Here is an 18,960-nt window from a genome sequence, read left to right as displayed (position 1 = left end):
AATTTTTGCCGAAAACCTTATATGGTCAGGAAAAAGGAGCAGACATGGCCCGTGCCGACCAGACCGATGATTGGCGGGATCGCCACGCCCCGACCATCAGCACGTTCGAATCGCTGGCGATCGAGGCCTATGGCTCATTGCCGGAGGAATTCCGTGCACTGACCGGCAATCTCACCATCGAAATCGAGGATTTTCCGGACGACGACATCTTCGAGGACATGGCGCTCGAGACCCCCTTCGATCTTCTCGGCCTGTTCGAAGGCCGCGGTATTTCCGAACGTTTCACTGTGGAAACCGGTGAACTGCCCAACCGTATCCGGCTCTACCGCCGGCCGATCCTCGATTACTGGGCCGAGAACGACGAGACGCTGGGCGATATCATCACCCATGTGCTGATCCACGAGATCGGCCACCATTTCGGCCTCAGCGACGACGACATGGAGCGCATTGAGGAAAGCGCCGAAGAGGCCACCGACCGCACCGGAGACTGACCCCACAGCCAGTCAATGCGCGCCGGGCATCAAGCCGGCATTCAAGGCGTGGCGTTGATGAGCGCGCGGAAGCGTTCGGCTTCGGCATCGGTTGCCGGATTGTAGACGATCATTCCGAGATCAGGACGGCCATCGATGGCGAAGCTCGAATATTCCAGTTCGATCGGCCCCAGGACCGAATGACGGATGCGCTTGGTGCCTTCTCCATAGCTGTTGACCGTGTTGTCGTTCCACAGTGCCGCGAAATCCGGGCTCCGGCTGCAGAGTTCATCCACCAGCTGCCGAACTTCCGACGAGGCACCGGCACGCGCCGCATCGGCCCTGAATGCACCAACGACGAAGCTTGCCACGCCATCCCAGTCGAGCTGTTTATCGCGGATGGACGGGTTGCAGAAAACCTGCCGCAGAATATTGCGCTCGCCGGGCGGCAGCTTGCCGTAATCCGTCAGGATGACGGCGGCGGCGCGGTTCCAGGCCAGCACGTCCCAGGTTGCCGTCTTCACCAGCGCCGGGCTCACCTCCAGCGCATCGATCAGCCGCTGAAGACGGGGCGTCACGCCGGTCGGTGCCTTGTATTTGACCTGCGGCGGATGGCCGAGGCTCAGCATGAACAGATGCTCGCGCTCCGGCTCGGTCAGCATCAGCCCCCGGGCGATGCGGTTCAGAACGTCGGCGGACGGCGCCCCGCCGCGCCCCTGTTCCAGCCAGGTGTACCAGGTGGCGCTGATATTGGCACGCTGCGCCACTTCCTCGCGCCGCAGACCCGGCGTGCGCCGGCGACTGGATGAAAACCCGAAACTCGCCGGATCCAGACGGCCGCGCAGGTCGCGCAGGTACCGGCCGAGCGGATTGTCTGCTTCTTTCAACATCACGGATCCTGTTAGCTGTTATACCAGGATAAGCTCACTACTTTAACAGGATAAACCCTAGGCCTAGAAACGCCGCGAAGCAACTAGGAGAAGATCATGCGTGTGTTTCTAACCGGCGCGACCGGGTTCATCGGCTCCCACATCATCCCGGAACTTCTTGGTGCCGGCCATCAGGTTCTCGGCATGACGCGCTCTGAACGGGGAGCCGCCGCACTGGAGGCCGCCGGCGCGGAGCCTCATTACGGCGATATCGACGATCTCGACAGCCTGCATCGCGGCGCCGCCGCATGCGACGGGATCATCCATACCGCCTTCGACCACGATTTTTCCAACTATGCGGCAAACTGCGCCCGCGACCGGCTGGTCATCGAGACGCTGGGCTCGGCAGTCGAGGGATCGAGCCGACCGCTGGTCATCACATCGGTGACGGGTGCTGGGACTGTCACGGCCGGAGAACCGGCCCTGGAGGATCATCTCGACGTGAACCATCCCAATCCGCGCATCGTCTCGGAACTGACGGTTCAGGCCTTGTCGGAGCGCGGCGTGAACGTTTCGAGCGTCCGCCTTTCGCAGATCCACGACACGGTGCGGCAGGGCCTCGTGACGGAGATGATCGCGCTCGCCCGCCGGACCGGCGTTTCCGCCTATATCGGCGAAGGGCTGAACACATGGTCAGCGGCTCACGTGTCCGACACCGTGCGGCTGTACAGGCTGGCGTTGGAAACGCCGAGCTCCGGTGCGCGCTATCACGCGATGGCGGAAAGCCGCATCACGTTGCGCGACATCGCTGCGTCCGTCGGCAAACGGCTCGACCTGCCGACTGTCTCCATTCCCCAAGGCGAGGCGCAGGCGCATTTCGGATGGCTGTCGGCTTTTGTCGCAAGAGACATGTCCGCATCGAGCGTCCTCACCCAGCAAAGACTGGGATGGACGCCGGTCGGCCCGGGTCTGCTGGAAGATATCGAAGCGCTCGAGAGCGAGGCCGCTTGACGGAGGCGGAGGCTTCGGACGGCCGGACGGCGGATGTCCGAAGCCTTGGTTGTCGGCCACCCCGAACGACGTGTCGCGCGGGGTGGATATCGACGATTACTGTTCGCCGAGCTTCATGCTCGGATCGTAATCCTTGCCCTCGACGGTCTTCACCACCGCCTGCCCGCAATACATCTTGTTTTCGGCCGCGTTGAAGCTGTGGCTCGGCGAGCCGTGCAGGTCCCAGCCCTTGTTCAGGGCATCGGTGACGCGGTGGCAGAACGCCGAATCATCGGGTCCGGTGAGGAAACGGTAGACTTTCATTGGTTGGCCTTTCTTTCTGCGATGCGGCGCGCCTGGGCGACCAGCGCTTCAGCCTGCACGAGGTGAAGACGCTCGACCATGCGGCCATGGAGGTTGATGACGTTGAGGGAGGCCGCTTCCGGCGCCGCAAAGGCGGCGATCACCGCCTCGGCTTCGGCGAGCGCTTCGGGCTCCGGACCGAAATGGCGGTTGGCCGCGTCGATCTGCGCCGGATGGATCAGCATCTTTCCATCGAAGCCCATGTCGCGGCCTTGGGCGCATTCGGCCTCGAAACCGTCCGCATCGCGAAAATCGTTGAACACGCTGTCGATGACGCCGAGCCCGTAGGCGCGCGCCGCAAGCACCACAGGCATCAACAGCGGCACCAGTGTCTGGCGCCCGGCGCGCGGCGGGATACCGGTCTCCTTGCGCAGGTCGTTGAGGCCGACGACGAAGGCATCGAGGCGCGGCGCGGCACCTGCCCGGGCCGCAGCCACGGATCCGGCATTGAGCACGCCGAGGGCGCTTTCCATCATCGCCCAGATGCGCAGATCAGAGGCGGCGCCGGCTCTATCCAGAAGCTCCTGGACAGCCTCCACATCGGCTGCGGTATCGACCTTGGGCAGCGCCACCGCATTCGGCGAAAGCTCCAGCATCAGGTCCAGATCCGCGCGACCGAACGCGCCGGCCAGCGGGTTGATACGGATCACCGCCTCCCTCTCGCGCAGCAGATTGTCGCGAAACAGCGCGCGCAGATTGTCCCGCGCCCGCTGCTTGTCATCGAGCGAAACGGAGTCTTCGAGGTCGAAGATCACGCCGTCGCAATCCAGCGCGTGGATCTTGTCGAGGGCCCGCTGATTGATGGAGGGGACACTGAGCAGCGAACGCCGCAGGGGCGTGACGGTCGGCAAGGGGATGGTCATCGCGACTTTGTGACAAGCTTTATGATGAGGCGCAATAGCGCAGCAAGGCAAAGCCTCTTGCAACATTCAAGAGAAAGGACCACATTTCCCACAGAAGAAAGGCACTCACATCATGCAAAACATTCGCGCGCTCTTCCTCGGCCTCATCGGCATCGCCGCAATCTCCGCCCTGGTGGTGCTGACAGCTTCGCTGACGCTGGCCTTTGCCGGCATGCTGGCTGTGTTCACCGTGGTGAAGGCGCTGACGCCGCGCCCCAAGCCGGTGCCGGTTCGTGCCAGGGCCAAGTGCGCCGGACATGGCGCCAAGCAGCAGGACATGCGCGTCTGGAACGACGGACGCGGCACGATCATCGATCTCTGAAGGTCTGACCTCCCTTTGCCAGGGCGCCGGCGCGACCGCCGGCGTACCGTTTGACGGCAATGTGGACTTCAATTTTCCGGGGATCTGGTCTATTGCAACTTCCGCAACACGTCTCGCGGAGGCAGATCATGGATAAATTCATCAAGCTCACCGGCGTTGCCGCGCCGCTTCCGGTCGTCAACATCGACACCGACATGATCATTCCGAAGGATTACCTGAAGACGATCAAGCGCACCGGTCTCGGAAAGGGCCTGTTCGCCGAAGCCCGCTACCTCGAAGACGGCACGCCCAATCCCGATTTCGTCCTCAACAAGCCCGCCTACCAGGGCGCCAAGATCCTGGTTGCCGGCGACAATTTCGGCTGCGGCTCGTCGCGAGAGCACGCACCCTGGGCGCTTCTCGACTTCGGCATCCGCTGCGTCATCTCCACCTCGTTCGCCGACATCTTCTACAACAACTGCTTCAAGAACGGCATCCTGCCGATCGTCGTCTCCAAGGACGACCTCGACAAGCTGATGGACGACGCTTCGCGCGGCGCTAATGCCGTTCTGTCGATCGACCTGGAAGCCCAGGAGATCAGCGGTCCGGACGGCGGCACGATCCGCTTCGACATCGATCCGAACCGCAAGCACATCATGCTGGAAGGCCTCGACGACATCGCAACGACGATGAAGAGCGACAGCGCGATCGCCACCTTCGAAAACAAGATGCAGACCGAGCGGCCCTGGCTCTGAACCACGCTGCCGGGGCGCCTGACGAGATCAGGCGCGCCACCGGTCCGACACAACCCGTTGCCGCCTCGTCCGCCGCAGGCGCGGACGTCAGGGTCTGGAGGACGCAAAGCCGCGACACGCGGTGCATGACGGCAAGCCTGCCGACGCTCAAGGATATCCAAGCACATGTCTCATTCGCTCTTCCTTCTTCCTGGTGACGGTATCGGCCCGGAAGCGATGGCCGAAGTCGTCAAGATCATCGACTACATGAACAGCGCCATGAATACCGGCTTCGTCACCGAACAGGGACTGGTCGGCGGATGCGCCTATGACGCGCACGGCGAGGCGATCTCCGAAGACGACATGGCCAAGGCGATGAAGGCCGATGCGGTACTGTTCGGCGCCGTCGGCGGCCCGAAATGGGATGCCGTGCCCTACGAGGTACGCCCCGAAGCCGGCCTCCTGCGCCTGCGCAAGGACCTCGAACTGTTCGCTAACCTTCGCCCGGCGATCTGCTATCCGGCGCTGGCCGACGCCTCGTCGCTGAAGCCGGAACTGGTCGAAGGCCTCGACATCCTGATCGTCCGCGAACTGACCGGCGGCGTCTACTTCGGCGAACCGAAGACGATCACCGATCTCGGCAACGGCCAGAAGCGCGCCGTCGATACGCAGGTCTACGACACCTACGAGATCGAGCGCATCTCGGGCGTTGCCTTCGAACTGGCGCGCACCCGCAAGAACGCCGTCTGCTCCATGGAAAAGCGCAACGTCATGAAGTCAGGCGTGCTGTGGAACCAGGTGGTGACCGAGACGCACAAGGCGAAATATGCCGACGTGAAGCTGGAGCACATGCTGGCCGATGCCGGCGGTATGCAGCTGGTTCGTGCGCCGAAACAGTTCGACGTCATCGTCACCGATAACCTGTTCGGCGACATGCTCTCGGACGTGGCGGCGATGCTGACCGGTTCGCTCGGCATGCTGCCATCCGCCTCACTCGGCGCACCCGACGGCAAGACCGGCAAGCGCAAGGCGCTCTATGAGCCGGTGCATGGCTCGGCGCCCGACATTGCCGGCCAGGGCATCGCCAATCCGATCGCGATGATCGCTTCTTTCGCCATGTGCCTTCGCTACTCGTTCAACATGGTGAGCGAGGCCGACCGCCTGGAGAAGGCGATCTCCGACGTTCTGGACAAGGGCCTGCGCACCGCCGACATCATGAGCGACGGCAAGACCCGGGTCGGCACGACCGAGATGGGCGATGCGATCCTTGCGCAATTCCAGGCGCTCTCCGCCTGAACCGAGCAGCCCAGAGATGACCATTGCGACGCCCCGCACTGCGGGGCGTTTTGCTGTGTGAGTGACTTGAGAGACTATCCGCGGCCGGCTCGCCGGGAGCCACAGGCAATCAGGTCTCGCCTTGTTCCGCCTGCGATCCCATGCCGATGAAGCCGAACAGCACGTTGCGTGCCGCCTGCTCGTCCGCCGCCGACACCGCATCCCGCAGATCCTTGCAGGCATCGACAATGTTGTGATGGGCGATCGCGGTCGAATCGGCGCGCAGGATTTTTGGATGCTGAGTCTGCAACGCGTTTGCCATGTCGTAGAAGAGTTCCTCGAACATCTTCTCGCCCGGGCGGCTGCCGGTGACCTGGATCTCGATGCCGCCCGTCGGATTTTCGGCATCACGCACGGTGAAGCCGGCAAGCCGGATCATGTTCTCGGCCAGATCGCCGATGCGCACCGGCTCGCCCATCTCGAGCAGGAAGATGTCGCCGCCATTCGACAGCGCGCTCGACTGGACGATCAGCTCGGCCGCTTCCTGAATCGACATGAAATAGCGGCGCATCTCGGGATTGGTGACGGTGACCGGACCGCCCTGGGCGATCTGCTGCTTGAAAAGCGGCACGACCGAGCCGTTGGAGCCGAGCACATTGCCGAAGCGGACGGCGCAGAAATGCTGGCTGCGGCCGAGCCGCTGTGCCTCCAGCGCCATCTGCCGGACGATCAGTTCCGCCCAGCGCTTGGTGGCGCCCATGACGTTGGTCGGCCGCACCGCCTTGTCGGAGGAGATCAGCACGAAGTCCGAGACGTTTTCCTCGAACGCCACCTTGGCGACGGTCATGGTACCGAAAATGTTGTTCTCGATGCCTTCCAGCGCATTGGCTTCCACCAGCGGCACATGCTTGTGGGCGGCCGCATGGTAGACGACCTGCACGCCCTGCCCGCGGATCGCCTCGCGCACCCGCGCCTCGTGGGTGATCGACCCCAGAACCGGCACGATCTCGCAGCGCGCGCCCTGCAGTTCGCGGTCGATCTTGTAGAGGGCGAACTCGTTTGCCTCAAAAAGCACGAGCCGCTTCGGCTTCCACTGGACGATCAGCCGGCAGAGTTCCGAGCCGATGGAACCGCCGGCACCGGTGACCATGATGACGCGGTCTTCGAGAATGCCGCCAAGCAGTTTCGGATCCGGCGGCACGAAGGAGCGGCCGAGCAGTTCGTCGATCTCGATCTCGCGGATCTGGTTGGCGAGGTACCGACCATCGACAAGGTCGCTGATATCCGGCACGGTACGGATCTTGACGCCAAGGCCGCTGATGCTGCCGATGACGCTCTGCCGGCGATCGGCGGAAATCGAAGACAGCGACAGGATGATTTCCTGCACGCCGTATTGCTCGATCAGCCGCGGCAGGTTGGCAGGATTGTAGACGCGGTAGCCGCCGACATCGCGCCCGTGGTGATCGGAATCCTCGTCGATCAGGCCAACGACGAAACGGTTACCCGCTCCCCGAAGCGCCGTCGCCAGCTGCACGGACGAGGTGCTCGCACCGTAGATGAACACCGGCTGCTCGTCGCGACGCATGCCCGTGCCGTGACTGAGAACCACCTTGGCGGCGAACCGCGAGCCGCCGATCAGCGCCGTGCCGATGGCGAAGTAGAAGAACGGCACCGACCGCGGAACGACGCCGCGCCCCGACATCTCCATCAGGAAGACGACGATGATCCAGATCATCGTGGCGATGCCCATGGCCCGCAGGATGGTCCAGATGGCGGTATCGGGCAGGTAGCGGATGACCGCGCGGTAAAGGCCGAGCCGGATGAAGATCGGAATGGCGATCACCGGAGCGATCAGCGACAGGACGACGCGCTCCTCGGTGATGACCGGCATCCATACGGCATAGCGCAGCGCGTAGCTTGCCCAGATGGCGACGATCAGCGCCAGCGCATCGAAGGCGACGAGGATGACGCGCTTCCAGAACCGTGGCAGGGTCTCGATCGTAGAGCGGAGCAGGTTGATCATGTCCTGCCGGACCTAAGCCATGTGCATGGGGCCGCCGAGGCTTTCCGCCACGGGCGCGCGTCTGGTGCGAATATACCCCGATCAACCAAGCAGGCGTTCCCCATCGACGGTCCGGCGCAGTCCCGCCTCGACCGAAATCGGCGGCGTCCAGCCCAGCAGTGCGTTGTTCTTGGCTATATCCACCTGGAGATTGCTAAGCAAGCGCTGGCTATGGGACTGCCGTCCGACGAGCGCCGCAAACCGGTGCATCAGGACGGGCGGGATCGGCAGGCCGTAACCCTTCCTCCCTTGCAGCCGCGCCAGCCTTGAAAACAGCGCCTGCGTCGACAGGTCTTCGCCGTCGCTGGCGAGAAAGGTCTGGCCGGCTGCCTGCGGATGGCGGGCGGCGACGATCAGCAGGTCGGCAAGGTTGTCGACGAAGACCAGCGAGCGGCGGTTGTCGCAGGCACCGAACGGCGACGGCAGGCCGCTGCCGGCCCAGCGCATCAGCAGCCGGAAATTGGCACCGACACCCGGTCCGTAGACGAGCGGCGGGCGGATGACGACGATCTCGAGCCCGGTCTCGCGGCCGAGCACCCGCAGCGCCGCTTCGGCTTCGGCCTTGGAGAGACCATAGGCATCCTGAGGATCTGGGGCATCGTCGGGTCCGAATGCCTGCCCCGGCGCCGTCATCTCGCCGTTGACCTTCACGGAACTGACGAAGACGAAGCGCCGCACGCCGGCACGTGCTGCCTGCCGGGCAAGGTTCAGCGTCGCCTCGACATTCATCTGCCGGAAGGCGGACATTGGATCAGTGGCGCTTTCGTGCATGACATGCACCCGGGCGGCCAGATGGATGACGCACTCGACGCCCGACAGGGCCGCCGACCAATCGGTTTGCTGCGAGATCGCGCCGATCGCGACATGGTCGGGACGTTGATCACGGCTGACGGGCCGGCACGGCAGGCCGCGCTCGTGCAGCATCCGGACCAGATGTCGTCCGACGAAGCCCGTCGATCCCGTGACCAGTATCATGCCCGCCTCGCCTAGTTTCTGCTGCGCGACAACAGCCGCCGATAGGTGTTGAACGAGGCCGGCTGCTGGTCCGGCAGGCCGGCTCCGCAGGCCAGCGCCGCGCCGATGACGCAGACATAGACGACGACCACCACGAGCCAGGCCCAAACTTCCTGCGGCAGGATGAAGGCGATCGGCAGGAGCACCAGCAGGTTGACCACCGCAAATCCGCTGCTGACCGGCCGCGCCCCGTTGAAGCGCCGCGACAGCCGCTGATAGGCATGCGAGCGGTGCGCCTGCGCGACATTCTCGCCCCGCAGCAGGCGAACCAGCAGCGTTACCGTCGCATCGCCGGCAAACAGGGCGGCAAGAACCAGCCATTGTGGCAGGCTGAGCCAGCCCGCGACCAGCGACAGCATGGCCGAGGCGAACAGGACGAAGCCGAGAAAGGTGCTGCCCGCATCGCCCATGAAGATCCGCGCCGGCGGCCAGTTGAAGACGAGGAAGCCGATGGTCGCGGCAGCCGTCGCCGCCATCATCCACCAGGTCCAGCCGCCGCTGACGCCGGGCACGGTGCCGAATGCGATCAGCATCGCCGACAGCAGCATCAGGATCGCCTGCTGCCCGGCAATGCCGTCTATGCCGTCCATGAAGTTGAAGAGGTTGATCCACCAGAGGCCGCCGATGAGCAGCAGCACGGCAGCGCCGAGATGGAAGACTGGCGGAAGGCCGCCGGCGAGAGCACCGGCTGCCCCGGTGGACCAGAGCAGCGCCGCAACGACCAGGGCCTGCACCGGCAGGCGCACCCGGGCCGGCAGCGGCCGGCGGTCGTCGATCAGGCCGACGAGAGCGATCACCAGGCCAAGTGCCAGGATCAGCAAGGAGACACCGTCCGCGCCCGGTAGCGACAGTCCCGCGACCAGCGCGCCGGCGACGATGCCGATCCCGCCGCCGGTCGGCGTCGGGCGCACATGCGACGAGCGCGCCTCCGGCGCCTGGACGAGGCCAAGCTGCGCCGCCCGGCGGATGAGGACGAAGACGCAGGCGCAACTGAGCACGGCGGCCGCAGCGATGATCACCAAGTTACCGGTCATGGGCGACGAAAGATCCTGTCTTTGCCAAGCTCGTAGTGTCTCGACAGGAGCTTGTCCAGCCGCTTACGCCCGCCTTTGGACCGGTCATTGCGCCGCCGGTGCTTGACAGTTCGGCGAAATCTTCTAAGGAGTTGCGGCGAAGGGAAGCAAGAATGTATCGCCGCGAACTCAACATCGCTGCTTCATTGGGATCGGCATCGAATGCCGGCCTCCGCCTCCTTGTGCGCGTGTCTTCCAAAACCAAGGCCAAAACGACGACGAAAACCGTCTGACGTCTCTGGCCTACCGCTCTCTCCCCGGTTCGGCTGGGGACAAGGAACGACGCGGGTTCGTCCGCTGTTCCCCCTCCACACCCGAGGAGAGAAGAGAAAGAGAGCAGTGAAATGGGTTTCAAGATTGCAGTCGTCGGCGCCACCGGTAACGTCGGCCGGGAAATGCTGAACATCCTCTCCGAACGCGGGTTCCCGGCAGATGAAGTCGTGGCCCTTGCATCTGCCCGTTCGCAGGGCACCGAAGTTTCGTTCGGCGACAAGATCCTGAAGGTTTCAAACCTCGAGCATTACGACTTTTCAGACACCGACATCTGCCTGATGTCGGCCGGCGGCACCATCTCGCAAAAGTGGTCCCCAAAGATCGGCGCCCAGGGCTGCGTCGTCATCGATAACTCCTCGGCCTGGCGCTACGACCAGGAAGTTCCGCTGATCGTTCCGGAAGTCAATGCCGACGCCATTACAGGCTTTGCCAAGAAGAACATCATCGCCAATCCGAATTGCTCGACTGCCCAGTTGGTCGTCGCCCTGAAGCCGCTGCACGATTTCGCCAAGATCAAGCGCGTCGTCGTGTCGACCTACCAGTCGGTGTCCGGCGCCGGCAAGGAAGGCATGGACGAACTGTTCACCCAGACGCGCGCCGTCTTCGTCGCCGATCCGGTGGAAGCCAAGAAGTTCACCAAGCGCATCGCCTTCAACGTCATCCCGCACATCGATAGCTTCATGGAAGACGGCTATACGAAGGAAGAGTGGAAGGTTCTGGCCGAGACCAAGAAGATGCTCGACCCGAAGATCCGCGTCACCTGCACCGCGGTTCGCGTGCCGGTGTTCATCGGCCACTCGGAATCGGTCAACATCGAGTTCGAGAACGAGATCACCGCTGACCAGGCGCGCGACATCCTGCGCGAAGCCCCGGGTTGCCTCGTCATCGACAAGCACGAGAACGGTGGCTACATCACTCCGATCGAATGCGCTGGCGAAGATGCCACTTACATCTCGCGTATTCGCGAGGACGCAACCGTCGAGAACGGCCTCAACATCTGGGTGGTTTCCGACAACCTGCGCAAGGGTGCAGCCCTGAACGCGATCCAGATCGCCGAGTTGCTGGTCAACCGCGGCCTCATCAAGCCGCGCAAGCAGGCCGCCTGATATCGGGCCGTCCGATACGATTTGGTAAGCATGATCGCGTAAAGCTCCGCCTGAGGGCGGGGCTTTCCGGGCCGCGGTTCACGATCATTTCATGAACGGCAAGGTTGTCGGCACCGGGATCGCCCGCCATAACCAGAACAGAAGCTGAGCCCGCCCTTTTGGAGCGGTCCGACACACATGCATGGGGTCCAAGGAATGTTGAAGAAGATCTTCGGCGGCGTCGTTACTGCCGTCATGATGTTGAGCGTCCAGCAGGCCCATGCCGCCGCCTGCGGCAATGACGGATCCGGCTTTGCCGCCTGGGTCGACGACTTCAAGCGTCAGGCACCCGCTAACGGCATCTCGCCCGCAGTGCTGCAGTCGGCCTTCGCCAACGTCCAGTACAACCGCCCGACCATCCGCGCCGACCGCGGCCAGAAGAGCTTCAAGCTTTCCTTCAGCGAATTCATGAAGAAGCGCGGCGGCCAGGCCATCATTTCCCGCGGCAAGAGCATGAAGGCGTCGAACGCCCAGCTGTTCTCCGCAATCGAGCGCCGCTATGGCGTGCCGGCTGGCCCGCTTCTGGCGATCTGGGGCATGGAGACTGGTTTCGGCAGCTTCATGGGCGACCAGCACACGCTGTCTGCCGTTGCCACCCTCTCCTACGACTGCCGCCGCTCGGCCTACTTCACCGAACAGCTGTATGCCGCCCTGAAGCTCGTCGGCCGCGGCGATCTTTCGACCTCCGCCAAGGGTGCCGCTCATGGCGAGATCGGCCAGACGCAGTTCCTGCCGTTGAACGTCATCCGCTACGGCGCCGATGGTGACGGCGACGGCCACATCGACCTCGTCCGTTCGCGCGCCGATGCACTGGCGTCGACCGCCAACTTCCTGGTCGGCCACGGCTGGCAGCGCGGCGCCGGCTATCAGCAGGGCCAGCCGAACTTTACGGCGATCCAGGGATGGAATGCCGCCAGCGTCTACCAGCAGGCGATTGCCTATATCGGCGGCGAGATCGACGGCAAGTAAGTCGTCAACGCCGCCGGAGCGGCGGCGAGAACGTCAGGCGGACGGGCGGATGAAATCGCCCGTCTTGCCATCCATGATCCACAGCTCGCCGGTCGAGATGTCGAACCAGCAGCCGTGCAGGCGCATGCGCCCCTTCTCTTCGAGGATCCGCACGCAAGGGAAGGTTCGCAGGTTGGCGAGCGAACCGCGGATCGAGACGCGCTCAAGCGCCGTCTGCCGTTCCGCCTGGGTCAGCACGTCGATGCTGGGGATCTGCTCGGCGATCGGGCGCAGCATGCCCATCCACTTGCCGATGAAATCACCCGGTGAAAGCGGCTCGTCCATCGGATCGAGCGCCGCCTGGATGCCGCCGCAGCGCCCGTGGCCCATCACCACGATGTCGCGTACCTTCAGCACCTGAACGGCATATTCGAGCGCTGCCGACGTCGCGTGATACTGGCCGTCCGGCTCGTAAGGCGGCACCAGATTTGCGACATTGCGCATGACGAAAAGCTCGCCGGGGCCTGCATCGAAGATGGTTTCTGGCGCCGCGCGGCTGTCGCAACAGGCAATGACCAGCGTATGCGGCTTCTGGCCGGTCTCGGCCAGTGAGCGGTAGCGTTCCCGCTCGCCGGTATAGCGGCCGCTCATGAAGTTGTCGTAGCCGGTGAGGAGAGAAGACGGAAATTCAGTCATGTTCTCTGATTAGCCTCGTGCTTGATGAATATCAACTGCGGGAGTTCGGCCGGGTCCGGTCAGCGGCGACCGGACCTCAGCGGATGCATGAGGTGGCGCATCTGCACCATCGCCATGGGCGTCGAAAGGCTCGAAGCATCGGTCTCAAGGGTCAGTTCGTCGCCGCCCCGGCGCGCCGTGCGGGCGAGCACCTCGAAGACGCTGGCGGTCGCCAGTTGCAGCGCCTTCTCCTCGTCCATGCCCGACAGAAGCCGGGCGAGGAAGACGGCTGCCAGCAGGTCGCCCAGGCCGTTCGGCGGATTGTCGATCAGCCGGTGCTCGGCCAGCAGCGCGTGACGTCCGGTGAGGTAGAGATTGCCGGTGCCACCAGCCATCATCGGCACCGCCGAGGTGACCAGCATTTTTGGCGGCCCGAGCGCGATCGCCGCCTCCATGACCGCCGCATTGCTGTCGAGATCGGCGCCCGATAGCCAGGCAAGCTCGAAGCGGTTCGGCGTGGCAAGTGTTGCAAGCGGCAGAAGCTCGGTGCGGATCGCCTCGGCCGTCGCCTCCGGCACGTAAAGGCCGGCCTCATCGCCCATCACCGGATCGCAGGCATAGAAGAGGTCCGGATCCCGCGCCCGCAGCGCCGAGATCAGCCGGGCTGCAGCGCGCGGCTGCGACGGGTGGCCGAAATAGCCAGTCAGCACCGCCTTCACCTCTCCGATCCAAGGCGCCCGGATGAGATCGTCGATCACCTGGTCGAACTGCTCCTCGGCAATCACCACGCGGGTCGACGGTCCATGGCCGGGATGCCAGGGGAGGATGACGGTGGGCAATGCCCAGACGGGATAGCCCATCGTCTCGAGGGCAAAGACGGCGGCGCGATTGCCGACGGAGCCACGCACGACATGGCTGGAAATGACGATGACGGCGCTGCCTTCGGACATCGAGCGGATCCTGGTTTTGCGGCCTGTGATCGATTCTTCACACGCGTCTGTCAACAAATGGAGTGAAAAAGCATGAGAAATTGCTCGAGCAAGAGCCATATTGCCGCCAAACCCATGCTAAAGATCAGAAAACCAATGCCGGGAGGAAAGAATGGCTGCCAAGCGGAATCCGAAGCGCGAGAAGCAGATCGAACTGGCGCAGGCCGCTCTTGCAGGAGATCAGGGGGCCACGCTCGATCCGCAGATCCTGTTCGGCAGGGCCAGCAATGACGATCTGGCGGCCTATACGCCGGAGATGCTGGCCGCCTCGACCCGCCACGCGAGCGGCGAGCTCGAGGCCTGGACCGGCGAGACCGCGCGCATCTCGGTAGCTGCCGTCGACTGCGTTGCGCCGAACGGCGCACCGGTTTCGATCCTCACCGTCATCGACCGCGACATGCCGTTCCTCTTCGATTCCGTGATGGGCGAAATCACCAGCACCTACCGCGACATCTCGCTGGCTGTGCATCCGATCCTCGACGTGCAGCCGGGCGCGCGCCCGACCCTTTATTCCTACGAGCGCAGCCAGGCCGCCGGCAGGCATGTCAGCCTGATCCAGGTGCATCTGTCGCCTCTCTCGGAAGACCAGGTGGCCGATCTCGTCGACAGGCTGCGCCAGGTGCTCGACAAGGTGCATTCGGCGATCAGCGACTGGAAGCCGATGCTGGAGCTTCTGGATGCGGCAATCGGCGAACTGCCGGCCGGCGGCGGCCGCCGCAAGACCGATCGCGACGAGGCGCTCGGCTTCCTCAGCTGGCTGCGCGACGGCAACTTCATCTTCCTTGGCATGCGCGAATACGTCTATTCCGGCGAGGGCGAGGCTGCGATCATCGAGCGCGGCCAGGGACGCGGCCTCGGCATCCTGTCCGATCCCGACGTGCGGGTGCTGCGCCAGGGCAAGGACGCCGTGACCACCACGCCGGAAATCCTGCAGTTCCTGCAGGGACCGGATTTCCTGATCGTCACCAAGGCCAATTTCAAATCCGTCGTCCACCGCCGCGCCTATATGGACTATGTCGGCGTCAAGCGCTTCGACAGCGCCGGCAGGGTGACCGGCGAACTTCGCATCGTCGGTCTTTTCACCGCCAGCGCCTATACACATACGGTGAGCGACATTCCGTTGCTGCGCGCCAAGGCCGCCCGCGTCGAGGATCACTTCGGCTTCGATCCGCTCAGCCATTCCGGACGCATGCTGCGCAACACGCTGGAAGCCTACCCGCGCGACGATCTCTTCCAGATCGATCCGGAGCTGCTCGTCCGCTACTGCGAGCAGATCATGGAGCTTGCCGAGCGGCCGCGGGTGCGCGCCCTTGCCCGCATCGACCACTTCGACCGCTTCGTCTCCGTGCTCGTCTACGTGCCGCGCGAAAACTACAATTCCATCGTCCGCGAAAAGATCGGTGCCTACCTTGCCGCGACGTTCGAGGGCCATGTCTCTGCCTATTACCCGGCGTTTCCCGAGGGCGGAAATGCCCGCGTCCACTTCATCATCGGACGGCGGGTCGGCAAAACGCCGCGCATCCCGCAGCAGCGGCTGGAGGATGCCATCCGCAGCATCGCCACCCCGTGGCAGGACCGGTTCTCGGCGCTTGCCGGCCCCGACAGCCCGGCGATCGAGACCACCTTCGCCTTCCAGGAGGCGTTTTCGCCGGAAGAGACCGCAACCGACCTGCCCGATATCCTCGCCTGCGCGGCCGGTGAGCCTATCCGCATTTCGCTCTACGAGCGTCAGGTCGAGCAGCGCTCCATCCTGTCGCTGAAGATCTTCCACGCCGACGATCATCTGGCCCTGTCGCGCCGCGTGCCGCTTCTCGAAAACCTCGGCTTCCAGGTGGTCAGCGAGCGGACCTTCGACCTGGTGCTGACCGGCAGTGGCAAGCGCATCGTGCTGCACGACATGGAACTCGAGCTGCCGGATCATCGCCTCATCGACATGGAGCGCGAGGCGCCGCTGGTCGAGGAAGCCTTCCTCGGCGCGTTTGCCGGCACGGTCGACAACGATCGCTTCAACCGCCTCGTGCTGCTGACAGGGCTGTCGGTGCGCGAAACGACGGTGCTGCGCGCCTATGCGCGCTATCTCCGCCAGACCGGAATCGTCTACTCGCAGTCGCACATTGCCGAGACGCTGGCCCGCTACCCGCAGATCAGCCGGCGGATCTTCGCCCTCTTCCGCGACGGGTTCGACCCGAAGCTCGGCGAGCGGCAGCGCGAACGCAAGCTGACCGAGCACCACCTGGCGATCGAGGAAGCGCTGGCGGCGGTTCCCAACCTCGACGACGACCGCACCTTCCGACGCTTCGTCAATGCCATCAATTCGACGCTTCGGACGAACTACTTCCAGACCGGCGAAGACGGCAGGCCGAAGCCGATGCTGGCCTTCAAGCTCGACCCGAAGCTTCTCGACGAACTGCCGCAGCCGCGGCCGTTCCGCGAGATCTTCGTCTATGGCACCGAGGTGGAAGGCGTCCACCTGCGCTTCGGCAAGGTGGCGCGCGGCGGGCTGCGCTGGTCCGACCGCGGTGAGGACTATCGGACCGAGGTGCTGGGCCTCGTCAAGGCGCAGCAGGTGAAGAACGCCGTCATCGTGCCGGTCGGCGCCAAGGGCGGCTTCTTCCCCAAGCGGCTGCCGTCCCCCGCCCAGCGCGATGCCTTCTTCCAGGCCGGCCGCGACGCCTACATCACCTTCATCCGCACGCTGCTGTCGATTACCGACAACATCGTCGGTGGCGAAATCGTCGGCCCGGCCGAAACGCTGCGGCTGGACGGCGACGATCCCTACTTCGTCGTTGCCGCCGACAAGGGCACGGCGACCTTCTCCGACACCGCCAACGGCCTGGCGCAGGAAGCCGGCTTCTGGCTGGACGACGCGTTTGCCTCCGGCGGCTCGGCCGGCTACGACCACAAGAAGATGGGCATCACGGCCCGCGGTGCCTGGGAAGCCGTCAAGCGGCACTTCCGTGAGATGAACGTCGACATCCAGACGACGCCGTTCTCCGTTGCCGGCGTCGGCGACATGTCCGGCGACGTGTTCGGCAACGGCATGCTGCTGTCGCGTCATATCCGGCTGATCGCCGCCTTCGATCACCGCGACATCATCATCGACCCGAACCCCGACACCAAGAAGAGCTTTGCCGAGCGCAGCCGGATGTTCAAGCTGCCGCGCTCCAGCTGGCAGGACTATGACCGCGCGACGCTCTCGGACGGCGGCATGATCATCTCGCGCGCGGAAAAGTCCGTGAAGCTGACGCCGCAGGCCAAGGCGGCGATCGACATCGACAAGGATGTCGCAACCCCGTTCGAGATCATGACGGCAATCCTCAAGAGCCCGGTCGACCTTCTGTGGTTCGGCGGCATCGGCACCTATATCAAGGCGCTGTCGGAAGCCGACGCAGAGGTCGGTGACCGTGCCAACGATCCGATCCGCATCACCGCACGCGAGGTGCGTGCCAAGGTGATCGGCGAGGGCGCCAACCTCGGCGTCACCCAGAAGGGCCGCATTGCCTTTGCCCTCAACGGCGGCCGGCTGAATTCCGATGCCATCGACAACTCGGCCGGCGTCAATTCGTCCGACGTCGAGGTCAACATCAAGATCGCGCTGAGCCCGGCGATGCAGGACGGCCGCCTGCCGCGCGACAAGCGCGACAAGCTGCTCGCCTCGATGACCGACGAGGTGGCGGCGCTGGTGCTGCGAAACAACTACCTGCAGTCGCTGGCGATTTCGCTGACCACAAGGCGCGGACTGCGCAACCGCGAGGAGCTGTCGCGGTTGATGACGGCGCTCGAAGTGCGCGGCGAACTGAACCGCAAGGTTGAGACGCTACCGGACGACGCCGAGATTGCCGAGCGCTACGCAGCCGGTCGGCCGCTGACCCGGCCGGAGGTCGGCGTGCTCTTGTCCTATGCCAAGATCGTCCTCTTCGATGCGATCGTCGCAAGCGACCTGCCCGACGATCCGTATTTCGACCAGTTCCTGTCGGCCTACTTCCCCAAGCAGATGCAGAAGGCCTATGCGACCGACATTGCCCAGCACCGGCTGCACCGGGAGATCGTCGCGACGATCCTGGCCAACGAGGCGATCAATCGCGGCGGCCCGGGCTTTACCCAGATGATGAGCGACATCAGCGGCCGCAGCCAGGTCGACGTGGTCAAGGCCGCCTTCATCGCCCGCGATGCCTACGACCTGCCGCGGCTGTGGGCAGCGGTCGATGGGCTCGACGGCCAGATGGACGGCGAGACACAGAACGGTCTCTACGAGCAGATCGGCGAGATCTTCATGGGCGCCACGATCTTCATCCTCCAGACGGGCATGACCGCCGTGCCGGTGGCCGATGCCGTGTCGCGTATCCGCGCCAGCATCAAGAGCCTGCGCGGCGCGATCACGCCAAGGACGATTGCCGAGGACGACCTGCCGGACGGAGTGCCGGCCTCGCTGGCGGCGGAGCTGGAGATCCTCCCCAACCTGGTCCTGGTGCCGGAAATCATGCTGATCTCTGAGCGCAGCGGTGCGCCCCTCGCCCGCGCGACCGAAGTCTATTTTCACGCCACGGAGACGTTCCGCGTCAACCGCTTCCTGGCGGCCGGGGAGCGCTTCAACGCCGCCGACCATTATGAGAACCTGGCGATCATCCGCGCCCTGCAGCAGATCGCAGCGGCCCGGCGCGACATCGTCACCACGGCGCTTGCGCAGCACGGCAAGGACCGCAAGCCGCTGGAAGCCTGGCTCGCCAGCGACCGCGTGCGGCTGAACCGGATCAGCAGCGAACTGCTGGGGCTCGGTGACGCCGCCGACACGACGCTGGCCCGGATGATGGTGGCGGCGAGCCTGTTTACCGACCTTGCCCAGGGCAGCGTTCGGTGATCCACTAGCGCGTCAACCG

16 protein-coding genes are annotated in these 18,960 nt (G+C 64.4%); 8 read left to right on the top strand and 8 right to left on the bottom strand.

What is annotated here, in order from left to right; all coding sequences use genetic code 11:
• Positions 1-44: 44 nt before the first annotated feature.
• The gene (locus ACR65N_RS20760; RefSeq protein ID WP_430307928.1) at positions 45-491 is read left to right on the top strand and encodes a metallopeptidase family protein; all 447 of its coding nucleotides are present in this window, start codon (positions 45-47) and stop codon (positions 489-491) included.
• Between the two features lie 41 nt (positions 492-532).
• On the opposite strand, the gene ACR65N_RS20755 is transcribed toward ACR65N_RS20760, so the two are convergent.
• Positions 533-1,360, bottom strand: a complete 828-nt coding sequence (locus ACR65N_RS20755; protein WP_440458548.1) for a helix-turn-helix transcriptional regulator — start codon at positions 1,358-1,360, stop codon at positions 533-535.
• A gap of 96 nt (positions 1,361-1,456) precedes the next feature.
• Here ACR65N_RS20755 and ACR65N_RS20750 point away from each other — a divergent pair, with 96 nt between their 5' ends.
• On the top strand, positions 1,457-2,350 hold the full coding sequence (locus ACR65N_RS20750) for an SDR family oxidoreductase (protein WP_440458547.1): 894 nt from the start codon (positions 1,457-1,459) through the stop codon (positions 2,348-2,350).
• Positions 2,351-2,446: 96 nt separating this feature from the next.
• On the opposite strand, the gene ACR65N_RS20745 is transcribed toward ACR65N_RS20750, so the two are convergent.
• Both ACR65N_RS20745 and ACR65N_RS20740 read right to left on the bottom strand, forming a co-directional pair.
• Entirely contained in the window at positions 2,447-2,653 is a 207-nt protein-coding gene (locus ACR65N_RS20745) for a DUF1737 domain-containing protein (protein ID WP_430307925.1), read from the bottom strand.
• Complete coding sequence (locus ACR65N_RS20740; protein ID WP_440458546.1) at positions 2,650-3,555, bottom strand: HpcH/HpaI aldolase/citrate lyase family protein; 906 nt, start codon at positions 3,553-3,555, stop codon at positions 2,650-2,652. The genes ACR65N_RS20745 and ACR65N_RS20740 overlap by 4 nt, the downstream gene beginning before the upstream one ends.
• A 112-nt stretch (positions 3,556-3,667) precedes the next feature.
• On the opposite strand from ACR65N_RS20740, the gene ACR65N_RS20735 reads away from it, so the two are divergent.
• The 3 genes from ACR65N_RS20735 (at position 3,668) to leuB (ending at position 5,925) form a co-directional block, all read left to right on the top strand.
• Positions 3,668-3,916: a hypothetical protein gene (locus ACR65N_RS20735; RefSeq protein ID WP_440458545.1), complete on the top strand. Its 249-nt coding sequence runs from the start codon at positions 3,668-3,670 to the stop codon at positions 3,914-3,916.
• 128 nt (positions 3,917-4,044) lie between these two features.
• Positions 4,045-4,650 (top strand): 3-isopropylmalate dehydratase small subunit, encoded by a 606-nt coding sequence (gene leuD, locus ACR65N_RS20730; protein ID WP_440458544.1) that lies wholly within the window; start codon positions 4,045-4,047, stop codon positions 4,648-4,650.
• A gap of 165 nt (positions 4,651-4,815) precedes the next feature.
• Positions 4,816-5,925 (top strand): 3-isopropylmalate dehydrogenase, encoded by a 1,110-nt coding sequence (gene leuB, locus ACR65N_RS20725; RefSeq protein WP_440458543.1) that lies wholly within the window; start codon positions 4,816-4,818, stop codon positions 5,923-5,925.
• 109 nt (positions 5,926-6,034) lie between these two features.
• Here leuB and ACR65N_RS20720 read toward each other — a convergent pair whose 3' ends face one another.
• The 3 genes from ACR65N_RS20720 to ACR65N_RS20710 form a co-directional block, all read right to left on the bottom strand.
• Entirely contained in the window at positions 6,035-7,927 is a 1,893-nt protein-coding gene (locus ACR65N_RS20720) for a polysaccharide biosynthesis protein (protein WP_440458542.1), read from the bottom strand.
• Positions 7,928-8,008: 81 nt separating this feature from the next.
• Entirely contained in the window at positions 8,009-8,941 is a 933-nt protein-coding gene (locus tag ACR65N_RS20715; RefSeq protein WP_440458541.1) for a UDP-glucose 4-epimerase family protein, read from the bottom strand.
• Between the two features lie 11 nt (positions 8,942-8,952).
• The gene (locus ACR65N_RS20710) at positions 8,953-10,014 is read right to left on the bottom strand and encodes an MraY family glycosyltransferase (RefSeq protein WP_440458540.1); all 1,062 of its coding nucleotides are present in this window, start codon (positions 10,012-10,014) and stop codon (positions 8,953-8,955) included.
• Positions 10,015-10,397: 383 nt separating this feature from the next.
• Between ACR65N_RS20710 and ACR65N_RS20705 the strand changes: the two genes are divergently transcribed.
• On the top strand, positions 10,398-11,432 hold the full coding sequence (locus ACR65N_RS20705; RefSeq protein ID WP_440458539.1) for an aspartate-semialdehyde dehydrogenase: 1,035 nt from the start codon (positions 10,398-10,400) through the stop codon (positions 11,430-11,432).
• Positions 11,433-11,627: 195 nt separating this feature from the next.
• Positions 11,628-12,440, top strand: coding sequence for a lytic murein transglycosylase (locus ACR65N_RS20700; RefSeq protein ID WP_430307916.1), 813 nt, complete (start codon positions 11,628-11,630; stop codon positions 12,438-12,440).
• A gap of 33 nt (positions 12,441-12,473) precedes the next feature.
• Here the strand turns inward: ACR65N_RS20700 and ACR65N_RS20695 are convergent, their stop codons facing one another.
• On the bottom strand, positions 12,474-13,115 hold the full coding sequence (locus ACR65N_RS20695) for a carbonic anhydrase (RefSeq protein WP_440458538.1): 642 nt from the start codon (positions 13,113-13,115) through the stop codon (positions 12,474-12,476).
• A gap of 59 nt (positions 13,116-13,174) precedes the next feature.
• Positions 13,175-14,044, bottom strand: a complete 870-nt coding sequence (pdxY, locus tag ACR65N_RS20690; protein WP_440458537.1) for a pyridoxal kinase PdxY — start codon at positions 14,042-14,044, stop codon at positions 13,175-13,177.
• Between the two features lie 151 nt (positions 14,045-14,195).
• On the opposite strand from pdxY, the gene ACR65N_RS20685 reads away from it, so the two are divergent.
• The gene (locus ACR65N_RS20685; RefSeq protein WP_440458536.1) at positions 14,196-18,941 is read left to right on the top strand and encodes an NAD-glutamate dehydrogenase; all 4,746 of its coding nucleotides are present in this window, start codon (positions 14,196-14,198) and stop codon (positions 18,939-18,941) included.
• Positions 18,942-18,960: the final 19 nt, after the last annotated feature.

Source organism: Rhizobium sp. SAFR-030, from assembly GCF_059415005.1.
This window is presented reverse-complemented; position numbering and strand designations above follow the sequence as displayed.

What these genes read in the sequence shown, in the direction of transcription:
- ACR65N_RS20760 (WP_430307928.1), top strand. Translation starts at nt 45, where the DNA reads ATGGCCCGTGCCGACCAGACCGATGATTGGCGGGATCGCCACGCCCCG.
- ACR65N_RS20755 (WP_440458548.1), bottom strand. Translation starts at nt 1,360, where the DNA reads ATGTTGAAAGAAGCAGACAATCCGCTCGGCCGGTACCTGCGCGACCTG.
- ACR65N_RS20750 (WP_440458547.1), top strand. Translation starts at nt 1,457, where the DNA reads ATGCGTGTGTTTCTAACCGGCGCGACCGGGTTCATCGGCTCCCACATC.
- ACR65N_RS20745 (WP_430307925.1), bottom strand. Translation starts at nt 2,653, where the DNA reads ATGAAAGTCTACCGTTTCCTCACCGGACCCGATGATTCGGCGTTCTGC.
- ACR65N_RS20740 (WP_440458546.1), bottom strand. Translation starts at nt 3,555, where the DNA reads ATGACCATCCCCTTGCCGACCGTCACGCCCCTGCGGCGTTCGCTGCTC.
- ACR65N_RS20735 (WP_440458545.1), top strand. Translation starts at nt 3,668, where the DNA reads ATGCAAAACATTCGCGCGCTCTTCCTCGGCCTCATCGGCATCGCCGCA.
- leuD (WP_440458544.1), top strand. Translation starts at nt 4,045, where the DNA reads ATGGATAAATTCATCAAGCTCACCGGCGTTGCCGCGCCGCTTCCGGTC.
- leuB (WP_440458543.1), top strand. Translation starts at nt 4,816, where the DNA reads ATGTCTCATTCGCTCTTCCTTCTTCCTGGTGACGGTATCGGCCCGGAA.
- ACR65N_RS20720 (WP_440458542.1), bottom strand. Translation starts at nt 7,927, where the DNA reads ATGATCAACCTGCTCCGCTCTACGATCGAGACCCTGCCACGGTTCTGG.
- ACR65N_RS20715 (WP_440458541.1), bottom strand. Translation starts at nt 8,941, where the DNA reads ATGATACTGGTCACGGGATCGACGGGCTTCGTCGGACGACATCTGGTC.
- ACR65N_RS20710 (WP_440458540.1), bottom strand. Translation starts at nt 10,014, where the DNA reads ATGACCGGTAACTTGGTGATCATCGCTGCGGCCGCCGTGCTCAGTTGC.
- ACR65N_RS20705 (WP_440458539.1), top strand. Translation starts at nt 10,398, where the DNA reads ATGGGTTTCAAGATTGCAGTCGTCGGCGCCACCGGTAACGTCGGCCGG.
- ACR65N_RS20700 (WP_430307916.1), top strand. Translation starts at nt 11,628, where the DNA reads ATGTTGAAGAAGATCTTCGGCGGCGTCGTTACTGCCGTCATGATGTTG.
- ACR65N_RS20695 (WP_440458538.1), bottom strand. Translation starts at nt 13,115, where the DNA reads ATGACTGAATTTCCGTCTTCTCTCCTCACCGGCTACGACAACTTCATG.
- pdxY (WP_440458537.1), bottom strand. Translation starts at nt 14,044, where the DNA reads ATGTCCGAAGGCAGCGCCGTCATCGTCATTTCCAGCCATGTCGTGCGT.
- ACR65N_RS20685 (WP_440458536.1), top strand. Translation starts at nt 14,196, where the DNA reads ATGGCTGCCAAGCGGAATCCGAAGCGCGAGAAGCAGATCGAACTGGCG.